Source organism: Micromonospora sp. WMMC415 (assembly GCF_009707425.1).
Lineage (GTDB): Bacteria > Actinomycetota > Actinomycetes > Mycobacteriales > Micromonosporaceae > Micromonospora.
The window spans coordinates 223327-241494 of record NZ_CP046104.1; the positions used below are offsets into that span (position 1 = coordinate 223327).

General features: G+C 73.6%; 21 protein-coding genes. 9 read left to right on the forward strand and 12 right to left on the reverse strand.

Going from position 1 to position 18168, the window contains the following annotated elements; translation table 11 throughout:
- Positions 1-60: 60 nt before the first annotated feature.
- Positions 61-774 (forward strand): HAD family hydrolase, encoded by a 714-nt coding sequence (locus tag GKC29_RS01075; protein WP_155329037.1) that lies wholly within the window; start codon positions 61-63, stop codon positions 772-774.
- A gap of 63 nt (positions 775-837) precedes the next feature.
- Here GKC29_RS01075 and GKC29_RS01080 read toward each other — a convergent pair whose 3' ends face one another.
- From GKC29_RS01080 to GKC29_RS01090, 3 genes are all read right to left on the reverse strand, one after another.
- A complete protein-coding gene (locus tag GKC29_RS01080; RefSeq protein ID WP_155329038.1) occupies positions 838-1347 on the reverse strand; it encodes a hypothetical protein in 510 nt (169 codons plus the stop codon).
- Positions 1348-1452: 105 nt separating this feature from the next.
- On the reverse strand, positions 1453-2295 hold the full coding sequence (locus GKC29_RS01085) for an IS5 family transposase (RefSeq protein ID WP_155328897.1): 843 nt from the start codon (positions 2293-2295) through the stop codon (positions 1453-1455).
- A 135-nt stretch (positions 2296-2430) separates the two neighbouring features.
- Positions 2431-3300 carry a PhzF family phenazine biosynthesis protein gene (locus GKC29_RS01090; protein ID WP_155329039.1) on the reverse strand — a complete coding sequence of 290 codons (870 nt, stop codon included), beginning with the start codon at positions 3298-3300 and terminating at the stop codon, positions 2431-2433.
- 92 nt (positions 3301-3392) lie between these two features.
- On the opposite strand from GKC29_RS01090, the gene GKC29_RS01095 reads away from it, so the two are divergent.
- From GKC29_RS01095 to GKC29_RS01105, 3 genes are all read left to right on the forward strand, one after another.
- The gene (locus tag GKC29_RS01095) at positions 3393-4682 is read left to right on the forward strand and encodes a magnesium transporter MgtE N-terminal domain-containing protein (RefSeq protein ID WP_155329040.1); all 1290 of its coding nucleotides are present in this window, start codon (positions 3393-3395) and stop codon (positions 4680-4682) included.
- Positions 4675-5259 carry a DUF1003 domain-containing protein gene (locus tag GKC29_RS01100; protein WP_155329041.1) on the forward strand — a complete coding sequence of 195 codons (585 nt, stop codon included), beginning with the start codon at positions 4675-4677 and terminating at the stop codon, positions 5257-5259. The genes GKC29_RS01095 and GKC29_RS01100 overlap by 8 nt, the downstream gene beginning before the upstream one ends.
- A 153-nt stretch (positions 5260-5412) precedes the next feature.
- The gene (locus GKC29_RS01105) at positions 5413-6561 is read left to right on the forward strand and encodes an Mrp/NBP35 family ATP-binding protein (protein WP_155329042.1); all 1149 of its coding nucleotides are present in this window, start codon (positions 5413-5415) and stop codon (positions 6559-6561) included.
- Between the two features lie 125 nt (positions 6562-6686).
- Here the strand turns inward: GKC29_RS01105 and GKC29_RS01110 are convergent, their stop codons facing one another.
- Both GKC29_RS01110 and GKC29_RS01115 read right to left on the reverse strand, forming a co-directional pair.
- Entirely contained in the window at positions 6687-7112 is a 426-nt protein-coding gene (locus GKC29_RS01110) for a preprotein translocase subunit TatB (RefSeq protein WP_155329043.1), read from the reverse strand.
- A 72-nt stretch (positions 7113-7184) separates the two neighbouring features.
- Positions 7185-8498, reverse strand: coding sequence for a S1C family serine protease (locus GKC29_RS01115; protein WP_155329044.1), 1314 nt, complete (start codon positions 8496-8498; stop codon positions 7185-7187).
- 288 nt (positions 8499-8786) lie between these two features.
- Between GKC29_RS01115 and GKC29_RS01120 the strand changes: the two genes are divergently transcribed.
- Positions 8787-9374 carry an O-methyltransferase gene (locus tag GKC29_RS01120; RefSeq protein WP_155329045.1) on the forward strand — a complete coding sequence of 196 codons (588 nt, stop codon included), beginning with the start codon at positions 8787-8789 and terminating at the stop codon, positions 9372-9374.
- Positions 9375-9461: 87 nt separating this feature from the next.
- Here the strand turns inward: GKC29_RS01120 and GKC29_RS01125 are convergent, their stop codons facing one another.
- Together GKC29_RS01125 and GKC29_RS01130 are read right to left on the reverse strand one after the other, a co-directional pair.
- Positions 9462-10937, reverse strand: a complete 1476-nt coding sequence (locus GKC29_RS01125; protein ID WP_155329046.1) for a M17 family metallopeptidase — start codon at positions 10935-10937, stop codon at positions 9462-9464.
- Between the two features lie 149 nt (positions 10938-11086).
- Positions 11087-11254: a DUF3117 domain-containing protein gene (locus GKC29_RS01130; RefSeq protein ID WP_007455245.1), complete on the reverse strand. Its 168-nt coding sequence runs from the start codon at positions 11252-11254 to the stop codon at positions 11087-11089.
- A 190-nt stretch (positions 11255-11444) separates the two neighbouring features.
- On the opposite strand from GKC29_RS01130, the gene GKC29_RS01135 reads away from it, so the two are divergent.
- Both GKC29_RS01135 and GKC29_RS01140 read left to right on the forward strand, forming a co-directional pair.
- Positions 11445-12263: a PaaX family transcriptional regulator C-terminal domain-containing protein gene (locus tag GKC29_RS01135; RefSeq protein WP_155329047.1), complete on the forward strand. Its 819-nt coding sequence runs from the start codon at positions 11445-11447 to the stop codon at positions 12261-12263.
- 4 nt (positions 12264-12267) lie between these two features.
- The gene (locus GKC29_RS01140; RefSeq protein ID WP_155329048.1) at positions 12268-13059 is read left to right on the forward strand and encodes an enoyl-CoA hydratase-related protein; all 792 of its coding nucleotides are present in this window, start codon (positions 12268-12270) and stop codon (positions 13057-13059) included.
- Positions 13060-13092: 33 nt separating this feature from the next.
- Here the strand turns inward: GKC29_RS01140 and GKC29_RS01145 are convergent, their stop codons facing one another.
- Positions 13093-13716 carry a hypothetical protein gene (locus tag GKC29_RS01145; protein WP_155329049.1) on the reverse strand — a complete coding sequence of 208 codons (624 nt, stop codon included), beginning with the start codon at positions 13714-13716 and terminating at the stop codon, positions 13093-13095.
- Between the two features lie 13 nt (positions 13717-13729).
- The gene (locus GKC29_RS01150) at positions 13730-14311 is read right to left on the reverse strand and encodes a DNA-3-methyladenine glycosylase I (RefSeq protein WP_155329050.1); all 582 of its coding nucleotides are present in this window, start codon (positions 14309-14311) and stop codon (positions 13730-13732) included.
- A gap of 125 nt (positions 14312-14436) precedes the next feature.
- Between GKC29_RS01150 and GKC29_RS01155 the strand changes: the two genes are divergently transcribed.
- Positions 14437-15342 (forward strand): sterol desaturase family protein, encoded by a 906-nt coding sequence (locus GKC29_RS01155; protein WP_155329051.1) that lies wholly within the window; start codon positions 14437-14439, stop codon positions 15340-15342.
- 171 nt (positions 15343-15513) lie between these two features.
- Here GKC29_RS01155 and GKC29_RS01160 read toward each other — a convergent pair whose 3' ends face one another.
- Positions 15514-16011 (reverse strand): SRPBCC family protein, encoded by a 498-nt coding sequence (locus GKC29_RS01160; RefSeq protein WP_155329052.1) that lies wholly within the window; start codon positions 16009-16011, stop codon positions 15514-15516.
- The gene (locus GKC29_RS01165) at positions 16008-16568 is read right to left on the reverse strand and encodes a DivIVA domain-containing protein (protein WP_230688870.1); all 561 of its coding nucleotides are present in this window, start codon (positions 16566-16568) and stop codon (positions 16008-16010) included. The genes GKC29_RS01160 and GKC29_RS01165 overlap by 4 nt, the downstream gene beginning before the upstream one ends.
- Before the next feature lie 186 nt (positions 16569-16754).
- On the opposite strand from GKC29_RS01165, the gene folP reads away from it, so the two are divergent.
- On the forward strand, positions 16755-17624 hold the full coding sequence (gene folP, locus GKC29_RS01170) for a dihydropteroate synthase (RefSeq protein ID WP_155329053.1): 870 nt from the start codon (positions 16755-16757) through the stop codon (positions 17622-17624).
- 47 nt (positions 17625-17671) lie between these two features.
- Here folP and ndhC read toward each other — a convergent pair whose 3' ends face one another.
- Positions 17672-18049, reverse strand: coding sequence for an NADH-quinone oxidoreductase subunit A (gene ndhC, locus GKC29_RS01175; RefSeq protein WP_155329054.1), 378 nt, complete (start codon positions 18047-18049; stop codon positions 17672-17674).
- Positions 18050-18168: the final 119 nt, after the last annotated feature.

Sequence of the window (18168 nt, forward strand, 5' to 3'; positions counted from 1 at the left end):
GGTTACGATCCAGGCCGTCCGTCGGCGACCCCCCCCTCGACCGCCCGGAGGCCCTCCCCCATGCCCATGTTCCAGGCGGTGCTGTTCGACTTCTTCGGCACGCTGACCCGTTCGGTGCAGCGCGGCGCGGCACACCGGACGACCGCCGACCTGCTCGGATGCCCGCCCGACGTCCTCGTCGACGTGCTCGACCGCACCTACTACCAGCGCGCCACCGGCCGCCTGGGCACCGCCGAGGCCACCCTGCGCTGGGTCTGCGAGCAGGCCGGTGTCCGCCCCTCCGACACGGCGGTGCGGTCGGCGGTGGCCGCCCGGCACGACGCCGTCCGGGCCGACACCCGGCTCCGTGAGGAGGCGGTGCCGACCCTGGCCGCGCTGCGCCGGCGGGGTGTGCGGACCGGGCTGGTCAGCGACTGCACCCACGAGCTGCCGGCCTTCCTGCCGCACCTGCCGATCGACCCGCTGCTCGACGTCCGCGTCTTCTCCGTACAGGTCGGCCGCTGCAAGCCGGCCCCGGAGCTGTACCGGACGGCGTGCCGCCGGCTCGGCGTGGCACCGGCCGAGTGCCTGTACGTCGGCGACGGCGGCAGCCAGGAGCTGACCGGGGCGGAGCGAGCCGGGCTGACCGCCGTCCGCCTGGTCGCCCCCGACCTCGCGGGCCACATGGCGTTCAACCGCGACGACGCCTGGACCGGCCCCGAGCTGCTCTCCCTAACCGAGGTGGTGAACCTGGTTGACGAGCCAGCACCCACCGCCGCGACACGTCGCGGGTGAAAGGAAGGGCCCCTTCTTAACGCCTGCGGTAGTGGAAGGGAACCCTGTTAACGGCGCAACCGCTCAGCGGCGCCGGACCCGGTGCAGGCGGAACGGCTTGCGGGTGGCCCGGACAACCGGCGCCTCGCGCGGCACCTCGGCCAGCGAGTCGGCGGGCAGCGCGGCGCCGGCCAACGGCTCGCCGGCGGGCGTCAGCCGGTTGAGGGCGCAGCCGTCGGCCGCCCAGCGCGCCACGAGGTCGGCGGTCGGGCCGGGCGCGTTCAGCCGCTTCGCCGCGACCAACGGCGCGACAGTCTCCCAGTCCTCGCTGCCCGGGGCCACCCGGGACACGTCGGCCGTCCAGGTGACGATCCGGCCGCCGTGGTCGCCCCGCAGGGTGACCTGCGCGTGGGTGGCGTCGGCGAGCCCCGGCGCGGACTGCTCGCCCGGCCCGCTCACCACCAACAGCGCCCCCTCCAGGGGGAAGCACCAGAGGGCGAGGGCCGGGCCGCCGGGCACGGCGACCCAGGCCACAGCGGCCTTCTTCGTCGCCTCGTCGACGAGGGGCGTGGTGGTCCGCTCTGCGTCCGTCACTCCCGCATCCTCCCGTACGCGTACCCGGCTCGCGCGGCCAGGCGGCGTTAACAAGGGACCCTTTCCCTACCGCAGGCGTTAAGAGGTCGCGCAGATAGGTGGGTTTCATGGTCGGCGGGTGGGGCGGGTGTCCCACCGGTACAGGATCCACGCCTGACGGATGAGGCTACGGATGGTGATGACGGCGTCGGCAAGGTCGAAGTAGGCGTTGATCACGTCTTCTTTGCGTTCGTAGCAGCGTTGTAGCCGGTTGAAGGCGTTGTGCCAGGCGTTCGTGCGCTCGACGTGCCACCGCTGGGTGGCCTGGACCGGGGCTTTGACGCCCTTGCGGGCGATCTCGCCGGTCAGCCTGCGGGCGGTGAGCAGGTCGCGGGTCTTCTGGGAGTCGTACCCGGCGTCCAGGTGCACGGTGATGGTGCCGGGCAGCGGGCCGAGGTCGTCGAGCCGGTCCAGGGTGGATTCCAGCAGCGGGGAGTCGTGGCGGTTGGCGCCGGCCAGGACGCGGCCCAGTGGGATGCCGCGGGCGTCGACCATGACCGAACGTTTCATGCCTTGCTTGCCGCGGTCGACCGGTGAACGGCCAGCGACCTCGCCACCGCCGGGCGCCTTGGTGATGCACCCATCGACGGCAAGGTCGTCCAGCAGCAGCCCGACGAGACGGTCGTAGGCGTTCAGCGCGATCGTCTTGAGCTGGGCGAACACGCCCAGGCGGATCCACTCGTCACGGCGGTTGCGGATCGTGGTGGCCGAGCAGGTCGAGTCGGCGATGCCCTGGTAGGAGCAGCCGAACCGCAGCACCTGCAGCAACTTGTCGAACACGATCCGGTCGGCGACCCGCCGGCGGTGACAGCCCAACGGATGGGTGGGATCGGTAGCGGGGCGGGGTGGCAGCAGCGCGGCGAACTGGTCCCACAAGGGGTCGCTCAGCCATGATGGGACAGCGGGCACAGGCGTTCCAGTGATCACTAGGCGTAGGAACCTTCATGATCACTGACGCCTGTGCCCACCTCCTACCCGGCTCATCCCCGCCGACCTATTTGCGCGCCCTCTAAGAAGGGGCCCTTCCTTGCACCTCAGCGCGGGTCAGCCGATGAAGGGTGGGACCAGGATCTCGCCGCGGGCCACCGGCATCACCTGACCCGAGACGGTGGCGCCGACCGCGGTGCCCCCGGCCGCGGTCACCGTGCAGGCCAGCGACGACGGGCGGTTGAGCTCGACGCCCTGGCGTACGGCGTAGCTCGACCGGCCCTCCCCGGGGAGCAGCCCGCTCGCCACGAGCCACACCCCGAGCCCGAGGGCGGCGGAGCCGGTGGCCGGATCCTCCGGCACGCCCAGCCCGGGAACGAAGACCCGCGCGTGGGCGGTTTGCGAGTCGGCGTCCCAGGAGAAGACGCTGACGTGCTCCACCCCGTACCGCTGCGCCGCCGCCGCGTTGACCCGCGCGCGGGCCACCGCGTCCGCACGCACCGGGAGGTACGGGAACTCGAGGCCGCAGCCGGCCACCCGGGGCGCCGGGCCGACGTGGTCGTCCGCGGTGAGCCCGGCCATCTCCAGCAGCGGGTCCGGGTCCAGTTCGGGGCCGAGGGTGGGCATGCCGCCGGTCAGCGTCGCGCCCGTCGCGGTGACCTCGATCGGCAGGACGCCGGCCCCGCACTCCTGCAGGACCGGGCCGGCGCCGAACAGCCCCCGCCGGCTCGCGGTGACCGCCGCTCCGACGCTCGGATGCCCGGCGAACGGCAACTCGTCGACGGGCGTGAAGATCCGCGCCCGGTAGGTGGCGCCGGCCTGGGTGGGCGGGAGCACGAACACGGTCTCGGAGAGGTTGAACTCGAGTGCGAGCGCCTGCATCTGCTCGGTGGCCAGCCCGTCGGCACCGAACACCACCGCCAGCGGGTTGCCGGCGAAGGGGCGGTCCGTGAACACGTCCACGATCTCGTAGGCCAGGGTCGACATGGTGATAAACACTAGGCGCTGCCGGCCGGTATCGACGTTCCAGCCCGGCCGCGCCGGACCGGGACGCCAGGACAGGCCCTAGGCTGGTGCGCGTGAGCTCGCCGACCCGGGTCTACATCGCCCGCCTCGCCGGCGTCGCCGTCTACGACCCCAACGGCGACCAGGTCGGCCGCGTACGTGACGCGGTGGCCCGGCTGCGGCCCACGAAGCGTCCGCCGGAGGTCGTCGGTCTGGTCGCCGAGATGCCGATGCGCCGGCGGATCTTCCTCTCCATCAACCGGATCACCTCGATCGACGCCGACGCCGTGGTGCTGGGCAGCGGCACGCTCAACCTGCGTCGCTTCGAGAAGCGCCCCAACGAGCTGCTCGTGCTCCAGGAACTGCTGGACCGCCGGGTGCAGATCGACCCGGGCGGGCAGGCGGGCACGGTGGTGGACGTGGCGATGGAGTCGACCCGCGGCGAGTGGTCGCTCACCCGGGTCGCGGTACGGGAGCAGACCGGCCGGCTCTCCCGCCGGGGTCACCTGCACCAGGTCGAGTGGGACCGGGTCCGCGGGTTGAGCGGGATCGCGGACACCCGGGGCACCGCCAACCTGCTGGCCGTACTGGAGGACATGCGCCCGGCCGACCTGGCCAACGCCCTGCAGGACCTGCCCGACGCGCGGCGCAACGAGGTCGCGGCGGCGTTGGACGACGCGCGTCTCGCCGATGTGCTGAGCGAGTTGCCGGAGCACGACCAGGTGGAGATCCTGGCCGCGCTGAACCGGGAGCGCGCCGCTGACGTGCTGGAGCTGATGGACCCGGACGACGCCGCCGACCTGCTGGGCGAGCTGCCGCCGCCGGAACAGGACGTGCTGCTCGACCTGATGGAGCCGGACGAGGCCGACCCGGTGCGGCAGCTGCTCAAGTACACGCCGGGCACGGCGGGCAGCGTGATGACCTCGGAACCGGTGATCCTGCCGCCGGACGCCACGGTCGCCGAGGCGCTGGCCCGGGTCCGGGAGCCCCAACTCTCCCCCGCCGTGGCCGCCCAGGTCTTCGTGGCCCGGGCGCCGATGACCACGCCGACCGGCCGTTACCTCGGGATGGTCCATTTCCAGCGGCTGCTGCGCGAGCCACCCGCGGACATGCTGGGCGGCGTGGTGGTCAACGACATCGACCCGCTGCGCCCGACCACCCCGCTGCCTGAGATCACCCGCCGGATGGCCACGTACGACCTGGTGGCCATGCCGGTGATCGACCGGAACAACCGGCTGGTGGGCGCGGTCACCGTCGACGACGTGCTCGATCACCTGCTGCCCCCGGACTGGCGGGAGCGGGACGCCGTTCCCGCCGGCCCGGCCGCCGCCGACGACGAGGCACCGGACGGCACGGATGGTTGAGCAGCGACGGCCGCAGCGGCTGGACCAACCCCGCGAACCCCGGCGGGTGTCCCTGCCCCGCTTCGACCCGGAGGCCTTCGGCCGCTGGTCGGAGGGGATCGCCCGGGGCATGGGTACGGCGAACTTCATCGTCTACATGACGCTGGTCATCATGGCGTGGTTCGCCTGGAACACCCTCGCGCCGGCGAACCTGCGCTTCGACCCGTACACCTTCACGTTCCTGACCCTGATGCTGTCGTTGCAGGCCAGCTACGCGGCGCCGCTGATCCTGCTGGCGCAGAACCGGCAGACGGACCGGGACCGGCTGGCGTTGGAGGAGGACCGACGCCGGGCGACGGCGCAGAAGGCGGACACCGAGTACCTGGCCCGGGAGATCGCCGCGCTGCGCAACGCGATGGGCGAGGTCGCCACCCGGGACTTCCTCCGCTCGGAGCTGGCCCGGCTCGCCGAGGAGTTGGACGACGCCGCCGAGCGCCGGCAGCGGCGGGGGCGGCCGGGCGGCGGGGACGGGCTGGACGAGCCCCGGGACGACCGGGACACCGACTACGCCCGCGACGGCCGCCCGGAGACGCGTTGAACGCCGCTTGCCTCAAGGGGCCAGGCGAGCGGCGTTCGCCTCGGATCGTCGCATTTCCGCCGGATCCCGTCCAGACACCGCCGGCCATCGAATCGCTCACACCGGCCCCCGTCAGCGGCGGTGGCGGATTTCCGCCGACGTAGCATTGCGGGCATGTCAGCACCCGTCAGCACCGTCTCCGACGCGATCCAGGCCGCCCTGGCCACCGTCAACGACCCGGAGATCCGCCGGCCCATCACCGAGCTGGGCATGGTCCGCTCCGCCACGGTCGGGGACGACGGTGTCGTCCGGGTCGAGCTGCTGCTCACCGTGGCCGGTTGCCCGCTGAAGGACAAGCTGCGCACCGACATCACCGCCGCCGTGGGCGCGGTGCCGGGCGTCGCCGGCGTGGAGATCGAGTTCGGCGTGATGAGCCCGGAGCAGCGCAAGGAGCTCCAGGCGACGCTGCGCGGCGGTGCCGCCAGCGAGGAGCCGGTGATCCCGTTCGCCCAGCCGGGGTCCCGCACCCGGGTATACGCGGTCGCCAGCGGCAAGGGCGGCGTCGGCAAGTCCAGCGTGACGGTCAACCTGGCGGCGGCGCTGGCCGCCCGCGGGCTCTCCGTCGGCGTGGTCGACGCCGACATCTACGGCCACTCGGTGCCCCGGATGCTCGGCGCCGACGGCCGCCCCACCCGCGTCGAGGACATGATCATGCCGCCGGAGTCGCACGGCGTGAAGGTCATCTCGATCGGCATGTTCACCGCCGGCAACGCCGCCGTCGTCTGGCGCGGCCCGATGCTGCACCGGGCGTTGCAGCAGTTCCTCGCCGACGTGTACTGGGGCGACCTGGACGTGCTCCTGCTCGACCTGCCGCCGGGCACCGGCGACGTGGCCATCTCCCTGGCCCAACTGCTGCCCAACTCGGAGATCCTGGTGGTCACCACGCCGCAGGCCGCCGCCGCCGAGGTGGCGGAGCGGGCCGGCGCGATCGCGCTGCAGACCCACCAGCGGATCGTCGGCGTCATCGAGAACATGTCGTGGCTGGAGCTGCCGGACGGTTCCCGGATGGAGGTCTTCGGGGCGGGCGGCGGCCAGACCGTCGCCGAGTCGCTGACCCGGACGATCGGCGCACAGGTGCCGCTGCTGGGTCAGATTCCGCTCGACACGCGGGTCCGCGAGGCCGGTGACGAGGGCACCCCGATCGTGCTGGCCGAGCCGGAGTCGCCGGCCGCCAGGGCCCTGGGACAGGTCGCCGACCGGCTCGCCGTCCGGCGGGAGTCCCTGCTCGGCAAGCCGCTGGGCCTCAAGCCCGCCGGCCGCTGACGGCCGACCGGCGCGGGCTTACCGAGCGAATTCGAGGTGCGGTGAATCGCGGTGTCCCGGTGCCGGGACGCCGCGATGTGCGGTAGGTCGAGTCGATCTTGCGGCGCGGCCGGGTACGGCGGCGGTCAGGTCGCGTCGTCGTAGCTGACGCGGGGGGCCGGGGCGGTGGGGGTGCTGCCGGTGGCCGTGGTCGGCCGGCTCCCGTTCGACCGCACGTCCGCGGCGGCGGCCACGTCCTTCAGCTCGTTGTGCACGCCGGTGACGTCGGCGCGCAGGTTGTCGTAGACACCCTGCAACGGCTTCCGGATGGCCGCCTCGTCCTCCTCGCTGAGCAGGTGCTTGCGGATGAACGCCTTGGGGTGCAGGTCCTCCAGCTGGATGTCGGTGCCCAGCTCGCGGCTCAGGTCGCTGGTGGCGCTGGTCGCCATCCGGCGGAGGTTGCGCACCATCCGGAGACCGTCGTTGATGACGGCGGGCAGCCGATCACCGAAGATCAGCAGCGCCAGGAGCAGCAGCGCACCGATCTCCCACCAGTTCAGGTTGTCGAACACTGCGCGGGCCTCCTCTCGGCGTCACCGCAAGCCTACGCACGTCGTAGGCCACCCGGGGAGGGGGTGCGGGCGTCACTTCACGTCTGCGGCGAGCGTCACCGAGGCGTTCTGCTGGGACGTGCCCCGACGGTACTCGACGGTCACCACGGATCCAGGCGCGAACTTGCGGACCAGGGCGATCAGGTCGGTGGGCTCGGTCATCGGACGCCCGTTGAGCTTGAGGATCACGTCGCCGGCCTTCAGCCCGGCGCCCGCCGCGGGGCCGGACGGCTCCACCGAGTTCAGCCGTACGCCGGCATTCGCGCCCAGGCCGGGGCCACCGACCTGGGCGCCGATCACCGTACGCCGGGCCTTGCCGGTGCCGATGATGTCCTGGGTGATCCGTTTGGCCTGGTTGATGGGAATGGCGAAGGCGAGCCCGATGTTGCCCGCCTCCTGCCCGTCCGCGACAAGTGACTTGATCGTGGAGTTGACGCCGATCACCCGGCCGGCGCCGTCGATCAGTGGACCGCCGGAGTTGCCGTGGTTGACCGCCGCGTCGGTCTGGATCGCCGCGTAGTAGCGGGTCGGGCCGCCCGGCTCACCCGCCTGCATGGTGCGGTCGAGGGCACTGATGATGCCCGCGGTGACCGTGTTGGCCAGCGAGAGCGGCGAGCCGATGGCGAGCACCGGGTCGCCCACGGCAAGCGCGTCGGAGTCGCCGAACTCCACCGGCCGCAGGCCGCTCCTGGCGACCTTGATGACCGCGATGTCGGATTCCGGGTCCTGCCCGACGACGGTGGCCGGGGCCGTGCTGCCGTCGTTGAAGACCACGGAGGCCCGGCCGGTCGCACCCGCCACCACGTGGTCGTTGGTGATCACGTGGCCGTCGGCGCTGACGATGAACCCGGAGCCCTCGCTCGTCCCGCCGAGACTGGCCACGCGGACCGTGACCACGCTCGGCAGGACCCGTTCCGCCACCCCGGCCAGCGACTCCGGCTTCCGCTGCGCCAACTCCGGCGGTTGCACCGGGCCGGCACCGAGCACGGACCCCGCGCCACCGCCGCCGCGAACGGCGAACGCGTACCCGAGGGCACCGCCCAGCGCGCCCGCGAGCAGGGCGGTGATCAGCGGGATGAGGAGCAGGTGCCGCAGCGCCGGCCGACCGGGGGCGTCCGGGTCGGTCACCGGCTCCGGCTCGCCGGCGGCGGCCGGCGCCGCGGGCACCACCACCGCCGCGGGCGCCGCCGGGTCACGCCACGGGTCGGCGAGCGCGTCGGACCACCAGGGTGAGGCCGTGCCACCGGTACCGCCCGGCGGCGACACCGCCGGCGGGTGCGCGGGCGGTGGCGGGCCCGCCGGTCCGGGGCTCGTCCCGGGCTGGCGCCAGTCCCAGCCGTCGGTCACGTCGTTGCCTCCCACTCGTCCCCGGGCCCGTCCACGCGGCCCTCGGGCCGCCCCGTCCGATCGGACGGACGCCGCTTCCAGGATTACACGGATGCCGTGAGTGGGGTCAGCGGTTGCCGCGCGTGATCGTCGATGCCGGGACGCCCGGCTGCGCCCGTCACGTGTCACATCTAGGCTCACAGTGCCCACTCGACCCGTACCACATGTGCCGCCCGGAGGTGTCCCATCGCCACGGTCGCCGGTTCCGGTCCGTCGACGGCTCAGGCCCTGCAGTTCGCCGAGTCGTACGTGACCGAGGATCTCGTGCTCCGCACGGCCCGCAGTCTCGCCCGTGAGGTCGGCCTCGACGCGGTGACGCCCGGCGCCGGCGCGGCGCTGCGGCTGCTGGCCGCCGCGGGGAACGCGCGCGCGGTCGTGGAGATCGGCACCGGAACCGGCGTCAGCGGCCTCTGGCTGCTGCGCGGAATGCGCCCCGACGGCGTGCTCACCACCATCGACGTCGAGGTGGAGCATCAGCGGATCGCCCGCCGGATCTTCGCCGAGGCCGGCTTCCCCGCCGGCCGGACGCGGATCATTACCGGCCGGGCGCTGGATGTCCTCCCCCGCCTCGCCGACGGGGCGTACGACCTGGTCTTCGTCGACGCCGAGTCGACCGGCTTCGCCGCCTGCGTGGACGCCGCCCAGCGGCTGCTGCGCCCGGGCGGGGTGCTCGCGCTCAACGGCACGCTGGCCGGCGGCCGGATCGGCGACCCGGCGGCCCGGGACGTGGAGACGGTGACGATCCGGGAGACGGTCAAGGCGATCCGCGAGTCGGAGCACTGGATCCCCGCCCTGCTGCCGGTCGGCCACGGCCTGCTCGCCGCCGTGCGCTGCTGAGCGCGCCGCCGCCGGCCCGGCACGACAGCCCGTCCGGCGTCGGCCCGGCCCCCGTCGGTCCGGGGCCGGTCGGCGCCGTCGGGCGGCTCAGCGCAGCGTGTCCAGCCAGCGCAGCAGCGAGCGTACGCCCCAACCGGTCGCGCCCCTGGTCAGCTCCGCGTCGTCGCCGTCCGCCCAGGACGGCGCGGACATGTCCACGTGCACCCACCGGTCGCGCAGCTCGCCGGTGAACTCGCGCAGGTACAGGGCCGCCACCACCGACCCGGCGCCCTGGTTCGGCGCACTGTACAGGTCGGCGAGGTCGCTGCCCAGGTACTCGACGTAGTCGGCGGGCAGCGGCATCCGCCACGCCGCCTCGCCGGCCGCCTCGACCGCCGCCAGCACGTCGCCGGCGAGCCGGTCGTTCTCGCTGTAGAGGGCGCCGGTCCGCTTGCCGAGCGCCACCGCGTTCGCCCCGGTCAGCGTGGCCAGGTCGACCAGCACGTCCGGTCGCAGCTCACGGACCGCGTACGCGAGGGCGTCGGCGAGGACCAGTCGTCCCTCGGCGTCGGAGTTGGTGGTCTCGCTGGTCAGGCCGCCGTAGTGGTGGACGATGTCGCCCGGCCGGAACGCCGAGCCGCTGACCATGTTCTCGGCCAACGGCGCGAGCGCGGTGACCCGCACCGGCAGCCGCAGCGCCGCGGCGCCGACGGTGGCCGCCACCACCGCGGCCGCCCCGGCCATGTCCTTGCGCATCAGCTTCATCGCCGGCACCGGCTTGATCGAGATGCCGCCGGTGTCGAAGGTGATGCCCTTGCCGACCAGCACCACGTGGGTGCGGGCGTCGGCCGGCCGCCAGTCCAACTCGACCAGGCGCGGGCCGTGGGCCGAGCCGCCGCCCACGGCGAGAATGCCGCCGAAGCCCTCGGCGGCCAGTTCGGCCGGCTCGCGTACCCGCAGGTGCAGGTCCGGCGCCCCGGCGGCGTGGGCGGCCACCTGTCCGGCGAACCACTCGGGGTTCTTCACCGACGACGGGGTGTTGGTCAGGTCGCGGGCCCACCGGGTCAGCCGGGCGGTGGTCCGGGCCGTCTCGACCACGGCGGCGTAGCGGTCCGGGTCGGCCACCAGCAGGTCGACCCCGGTGAGCGCGGGCACACCGCCGGCGTCGGTCAGCCGGAACCGGTACGACGCCAGTAGCAGCCCCTCGTAGATGCCCCGGACGGCGGCCGGCGACGCGTCCGGCGGCAGCGCGATCGTGACGTGCGTCTCATCCGCGACGGCGCGGACCAGCGCGGCGCCGGCCCGCCGCCAGCTTCCCTCCTCGCCGTCACCGATCCCGAGCAGGACCAGCACGCCGGGGGTCCGCCCCGGGCGGAACTGGGTGCGGACCTCACCGGCGCGGCCGGTGGAGCGGGCGGCCGGGGCCAGCGCGGCGGCCTCGTCGGCGACGCCGTCGGGCAGCGTCACCGCGGTCGGTACGGGCACGGCCGGTGCGTCGTCGCCCGCCCCCTCCCCGCCCGGACAAAGGGGCAGGACGAGCGTGTCGAGGCGCTCAGGCTCGGCGACCAGACGGATGGCGAGCACGCGGGACCGTACCTCCAGGACTGAGATCGCGCGGAGCGGGAGTGACCCGGGCGCCCCACGCCGGTGAAACCCTGAGCCACCGGCCGGGCCGGTGGCTCAGGGTATGACGAACCGTCCGGGCGGCGGACGCCGCCCAAACCGCTCCTTGATCAGCCGGCGGCCGCCTTCAGCGCGTCACCGAGCGCGTTGGCCTCGTCGGGAGTCATCTCGACGACGAGCCGGCCACCGCCCTCCAGCGGGACCCGCATGACGATGCCCCGGCCCTCCTTGGTGACTTCCAGCGGACCGTCGCCCGTCCGCGGCTTCATCGCCGCCATGTTGTCTCCCCTCAGACCTGAACCAGGGTCGGTGGGTTGCCCCACAGCCACTTCGCCACGACCATCCGCAACCTGTGCGGAGGTGTCGACCAACGATTTTCCCTGATGAACACCGCCGGACCCAAACCGAGGCAGCATTGATGTAACAGCATCTAGCTTATCTTGAGAAGGCCTGTCACAATGTGCGGTCATGCAGGCACGGTCGGCACTCTTCGACCTGTACGGTGACTACCTCCGGCCCCGGGGCGGCCGGGCGCCGGTCGCCGCCCTGGTCAAGCTGCTGGCGCCGCTCGGCATCGCGCCGCCCGCGGTGCGGACGGCGGTCTCGCGCATGGTGCGCCAGGGATGGCTGGAGCCGCTCCGGATGGCCTCCGGGCCGGGCTACGCCATCACACCAAAAGCCGCCCGCCGGCTCGACGAGGCGGCGGCGCGCATCTACCGCACCGGCCGGATCACCTGGGACGGGCGGTTCGACCTGCTCGTCCTGGAGGCGCCGGCCTCCCGGCGCGAGCGGCAACGCCTCGCCGCCAACCTGAGCTTCCTCGGCTACGGCACCCTCGACGAGTGCACCTGGGTGGCGACCCGTCCCGGCGAGGACGTGGACCTGCTGCTGGAGGAGGCGGGGGTGCGCTACGAGCGGTTCACCGCCGCCCACTCCGCCGGCACACCGGGAGCAATGGGTGTCGTCCGCCGGGCGTGGGACCTGGCCGAGATCGGCCGGGCGTACGAGCAGTTCGTCGCCGAGCAGCGGCCGCTGCTGTCCGGCGTCACCGTCCGCAGCCCCGACGAGGAGGCGTACGCGGCCCGGTTCCGGCTCGTGCACGCGTGGCGTACCTTCCTGTTCCGGGACCCGCAGCTGCCGCCAGCACTGCTCCCCGAGCGTTGGCCGGGCACCGCGGCGGCCAGCTTCTTCGACCGGCACGCGGCCCGGCTGCGGCCGGCCGCCGACCGGTACGTCGAGCACTGCCTCGACGCCGGCAACCGCATCGCCCGACAGAAGGGTCGTTGACACCGTGACCGAGCCGCTGCTCGTCGACCGCACCGACGCCGTCGTCACCCTGACGCTGAACCGGCCGACGGCCATGAACGCGCTCGACGTGGCGCTCAAGGAGGCCCTGCGGGACACCCTCGCCGAGCTGGAGAGCGACCGGACCTGCCGGGCGGTGGTGCTGGCCGGGGCGGGCGGCTCGTTCTCCGCCGGTCAGGACCTGCGCGAGCACGTGAAGACCCTGGAGTCGACCGAGGGCAACCCGCTCGACACCGTCCGGGCGCACTACAACCCGATCGCCGCCCGGCTGGCGAACCTGCCCAAGCCGGTCGTCGCCGCCGTGCGGGGCATGGCCGCCGGCGCGGGCGCCTCGCTGGCCTTCCTCGCCGACATCCGCATCGGCGGGCCCTCGACCAGCTTCCTGATGGCGTTCGCCAAGGTCGGGCTCGCCGCCGACACCGGCGCGTCCTGGACGCTGCCGCGGCTGGTCGGTCACGCCAAGGCCGTCGAGCTGCTGATGCTCGCCGAGCCGGTCCGCGCCGAGGCGGCCTGCCAGCTGGGCCTGCTCAACCGGCTGGTCGCCGACGACGAGGAGGTGCTGCCGACCGCCCAGGAGCTGGCTGCCCGGCTCGCCGCCGGCCCGACGGTCGCGTACGGGGCCATCAAGCGGCAGCTCTCCATCGCCGACGCGGGCACCCTCGCCGACGCCCTCGCCGCCGAGGCGCAGGCGCAGTCGATCTGCGGGGCCACCGCCGACCACCGCTCGGCCACCATGGCGTTCGTCAACAAGCAGAAGCCGGTCTTCGAGGGCCACTGACGCGAACCGCTCCGGTCAGGGGCGGCCCTCCGGTCAGTCGTCCTCCTCCGGGTCCTGGTTGGCCTCCTCGCCGAGGACGAACGCCTGCATCGCCAGCTCGTCGCCGGACGGCGAGACGAACGCGGGCAGTTCGCGGGGGCCCAACTCCTGCACGTACGACCAGAACAGCCCGACCGCCTCCGCCGGCGACGCGGCCTCGATCGGCAGGTCCAGGCTGACCAGCCAGGTGCGCCGTGGCGGGGGCGGGCCGAGCCGGTCGGCCAGGTCCCGGAAGGCGGCCGGGGCCAGCGCGGTGAGCGGCCCGGCCAGCTCCAGCGCGTCGACGAGCACCGGCCCGTCGAAGGCCCGCCGGGTGTACGCGACCACGAGCCGCGGCCCGACGCGGTCGGACAGCGGGTCCTCCGGCACCTCCGGGCGACGGTCGCCGGCGTCGGTGACCCGGCCCAGCGCGACCAGCCGGAGCGGCTCGTCGGCGAGCACCGCGATCCGGTCGCCGAGGCGGGGCCGGGGCTCGTCGTCGAGCCCGGTGAGTTCCAGGGTGTCGTGGTGGACGAGCCGCTCGGCCTCGTACCGGTCGGGCGGCAGCAGCACGGCCCAGGTGCCCGTGCCGTCGGCGTGGGTCGTCCGGTCGGTCCGGTACGCGGCGTCGGTCGTCATGCTCCCCATCCCATCACGTCGCCTCCGGAGCGGACACGTGGCAGCCGGCGAGATGGTCGTCCACCATGCCGGTGGCCTGCATCAGCGCGTACGCCGTGGTCGGGCCGACGAAGCGGAAGCCCCGCTTCTTGAGCGCCTTGGCCATCGCGGTGGATTCGGCGGTCAGCGCCGGAACCTCGGCGAACGAGGTCGGGCGTGCCGACCGGGGCGGCGGGACGAAGGACCACAGCAGGGCGGAGAGCCCGTCCGGCAGGTCCAGCGCGGCGCGCGCGTTGGCGACCGCCGCCTCGATCTTGGCGCGGTTGCGGACGATGCCCGCGTCGGCGAGGAGGCGGGCGACGTCCGCCTCGGTGAAGGCGGCCACCGACTCGATCCGGAACCCGTCGAAGGCCTGCCGGAACGCCGGACGCTTCCGCAGGATGGTGAGCCAGGACAGGCCCGACTGGAACGCCTCCAACGTCATCCGCTCGTAGAGCGCGTCGTCGCCGCGCACCGGCCGGCCCCACTCGGTGTCGTGGTAGACGGCGTAGTCGGGGGTGCTCGCCCCCCAGGCGCAGCGCGGCAGCCCGTCGGCGCCGATCACCAGGTCAGTCACGCGTCAACGCTAGGGCAGCCCACCGACGCACCCATTGCCTGGCGGCCCGCCCGCTGCCTATGGTGCTCGTTACCAAGCGGTAGCTGTGACGGTCGGCACAGGAACGGCACGGGGAGGCCGCCGAGATGAAGGATTTCCCGGACGTCATCACCTGGTCGATCCCGGCCTTCCTGCTGCTCATCGTGCTGGAGCGGATCTCGTACCTGATCCACCGCGACGACGACGAGGTGGGCTACGGCGCCGCCGACACGGCCACCAGCCTCGCCATGGGGCTGGGCAGCGTCTTCACCGACCTGCTCTGGAAGGTTCCGGTCGCCGCCGCGTACGCGCTGCTCTACACGCTCACCCCGCTGCGGCTCGCCGAGATGTGGTGGACCTGGCCGCTGATCCTGCTGGGTCAGGACTTCTGCTACTACTGGTCGCACCGGGGGCATCACGTCATCCGCATCCTGTGGGCGTCGCACGTGGTGCACCACTCGTCGCAGCGGTTCAACCTCTCCACCGCGCTGCGCCAGCCCTGGACGGGCCTCACCAGTTGGGTCTTCTACATCCCGCTGATCCTCGCCGGCGTCCACCCGGCCGTGCTGGCGTTCTGCGGTTCGCTCAACCTGCTCTACCAGTTCTGGATCCACACCGAACGGATCGACCGGCTGCCCCGCTGGTACGAGTTCGTCTTCAACACCCCGTCGCACCATCGGGTCCACCACGCCTCCCAGGGCGGCTACCTGGACCGCAACTTCGGCGGCATCCTGATCGTCTGGGACCGGCTGTTCGGCACGTTCGCGCCGGAGCGGGAGCGGTGCGTCTACGGGCTCACCAAGAACATCGCCACCTACAACCCGGTTCGGGTGGCCTTCCACGAGTACGCCGCGATCGCCCGTGACGTGCGCGCGGCGACGAGTTGGCGGAACCGGGCGGGGCACCTGTTCGGTACGCCCGGCTGGCAGCCGGAGCCGGCGGTCGCGGCGCAGGACCCGGCGGTCACCGCACCGGCGTCGGCCACGCCGCCCGCGCCCGCGACGACCCGCTGACCACCCGGTCGCCGCCTTTGCTCTGCTTCAACCCACGCAATGATTTCGGCGCGAGACCGTTGCGCCCGTTGAAGCAGAGCAAAGGGGGCCGGGCGGGAGTGCGCCGGCTGCGCGGCGGTCCGGCCGCCGGGACACGGTTGACGGACGGCGGGGCGCGGCGGATCTCGATGGTCAGGGGAGGCGGCCCTGCTCGACCATCCGGCCGAAGCGCTTCAGCGCCTGGGTGAGGCCGACCTTCGACCCGGGCCACAGCAGCGGCCAGACGACCCGTCCGGCGGCACCGCCGGGCAGGTGGAACCACTCGTGCCAGACGACCTGCGTCCGGTCCCCGGCCAGCGGCGTGCAGCGCAGCACGCCCGGGCCCCGCAGCAGCTTCCCGCAGTGCACCACGCCGACCTCGTACGGCGCGTCCACCCGGACCACCCGCATCTCGTCGCGGAGCGCGGCCGGCCCGACCGCGGTGACCGCCTCCACCAGGCTGCCCTCGCCCCCGTCGCCCTCGACCACCCGCACCCGGGTGAACGGGATCCAGTCCGACTGGCGTTCCCAGGCGGTCAGGGCCGCGAAGACCCGTTCCGCGGGCGCCCTGACGATCACGGTGGCGGTGACCTCGGCGGCGCCGGGTTGCGCCGCCTCGCGAAGGTTCTCCGCGCCGTCCTCGGCTCTCACGCCGACTCCGAGCGCACCACCGGGCCGTGCTCGCCGAGCTGGCCCGTACCGGCCGCGTCGGCGTCCGGCCCGGACCCACCGCCGGGCGGCGGGGCGGCGCCGTTGGCGCCGGCCACCGCCGCGGCGGCCGGAGCGCCGGTGCGGTCGGCCGGGTCGGCGGGCGGGAGAGCCGCGGCGTCGGGCGGCGCCGGCTGCGCGCCGGCCGCCTTCTCACGGGCGCTGCGCAGCGCGTCGGCCTCGGCGGTGCGCCCCTCGCGCAACGCCGCGACCTCCGCCTCCAGCACGCCGATCAACTCCGACTTGTAGCCGATGTCGTACGCCGCCCGGCGCATCGCCTGGTCGACCTGGGCCATCCGGTACCCGCGCAGGGCCGTGTCGAACCGGACCTCCCCGATGTCGGACTCGCGCAGCGGGCGGGTGCCGGGCAGGGGGACGGCCTTCCCGTCCGGCTCGGCCGGCGCGAGGCCCGGATCCCGACCGGTGACCAGCACCGTCACCCCGAACACGACCGCCGCGACGGTCAGCGCCACGACCAGCAGGAGCAGAACCTGACCCATGCACAGATCGTGGCATGTCGAACGGACCGGGGCGACCCCACCACCCCAGCGACTCCTCACCTGCGGCGACGAGGGCGACCGGTCGGTCCGGCCCGCCCGGGCACCGGCTAGCGTCGTGGCCGGCCGGGCACCGGCTAGCGTCGTGGTCGGCCGGACGGCCGGCGGCGAAGATCCTCGGGAGGCGGGATGGCGGGCGCGCTTCGGCTCGGCGGGCGGACGTTCGGCCCCGGTGACCTGGTGGTCATGGCGATCGTCAACCGCACACCGGACTCGTTCTTCGACCGGGGGGCGACCTTCGCCCTGGACAGCGCGCTGCGCGCGGTCGAGCGTGCGGTCGCCGACGGCGCCGACATCATCGACATCGGCGGGGTCAAGGCCGGCCCGGGCGCCGAGGTGGACGCGACGGAGGAGATCCGCCGTACCGTCGACACCATCGCCGCCGTGCGAGCCGCCTTCCCCGACGTGGTGATCTCGATCGACACCTGGCGCGCGGAGGTGGCGGTGGAGGCGGTCGCCGCGGGCGCGGACCTGCTGAACGACACGTGGTCGGGCGCCGACCCGGCGCTGGCCCGGGTCGCGGCCGAGACCGGCGCGGGACTGGTCTGCTCCCACGCGGGCGGGCTGACGCCGCGGACCCGGCCGCACCGGGCCGCCTTCGACGACGTGGTGGCCGACGTGGTCGCGACGGTGACCGGGCTCGCCGAGCGCGCGGTCACGCTGGGGGTGCGGCGGGACGGCATCCTCATCGACCCCGCGCACGACTTCGGCAAGAACACCCGTCACTCGCTGGAGATCACCCGCCGGCTGGACGAGCTGACCGACACGGGCTGGCCGCTGCTGGTCGCCCTGTCGAACAAGGACTTCGTGGGCGAGACGCTGGACCTGCCGGTCGCCGAGCGGCTGGAGGGGACGCTCGCCGCCACCGCGATCTCGGCCTGGCTGGGCGCCCGGGTGTTCCGCGCCCATCAGGTCCGGCCGACGCGCCGCGTCCTCGACATGGTGGCGTCGATCCGGGGGGACCGCCCGCCGACGCTGACGCGGCGCGGGCTGGCCTGACAGCCGCCCGGCGCCACACCCACGCCGGCCGCCCGGACGGGCCGGCGTCAGGTCCAGCGCAGGATGTTCTTCCGCCAGGCGTAGAGGATGCCCAGCGCCAGCACCGCCACGAACACCGCCATCTCGACGACGGTGACCAGGCCGAACCCGGGCCGGTCGAACACGACCGCCCAGGGGAAGAGGAACACGGCCTCCACGGCGAACAACACGTAGAGGTACGCGTACACGTAGTAACGGATCTGCACCTGCGCCCAGTCGGCGCCGACCGGGTCCAGCCCGCACTCATAGGTGGCCCGCTTGCCCGCCGGCTCGGCCGGACGGGCAGGACGTAACACCCGATTGGCTGAGAACGCAGTAACAAAAAAGATGAGGCTGGCGAGGAGCAGCAGCCCGAGCGTCGCGTACGAGCCCAGGTAACCGGTCACGGTGGGTCAGCCTACCGGTCCGCCCAGGGACCCGCACCGAACACGTTACGGATTTGTTTCCCCGTGGGACTAGTGCCTCCAGGCAACGATTACCGAGTATTGACTCTTCACTGATCCTC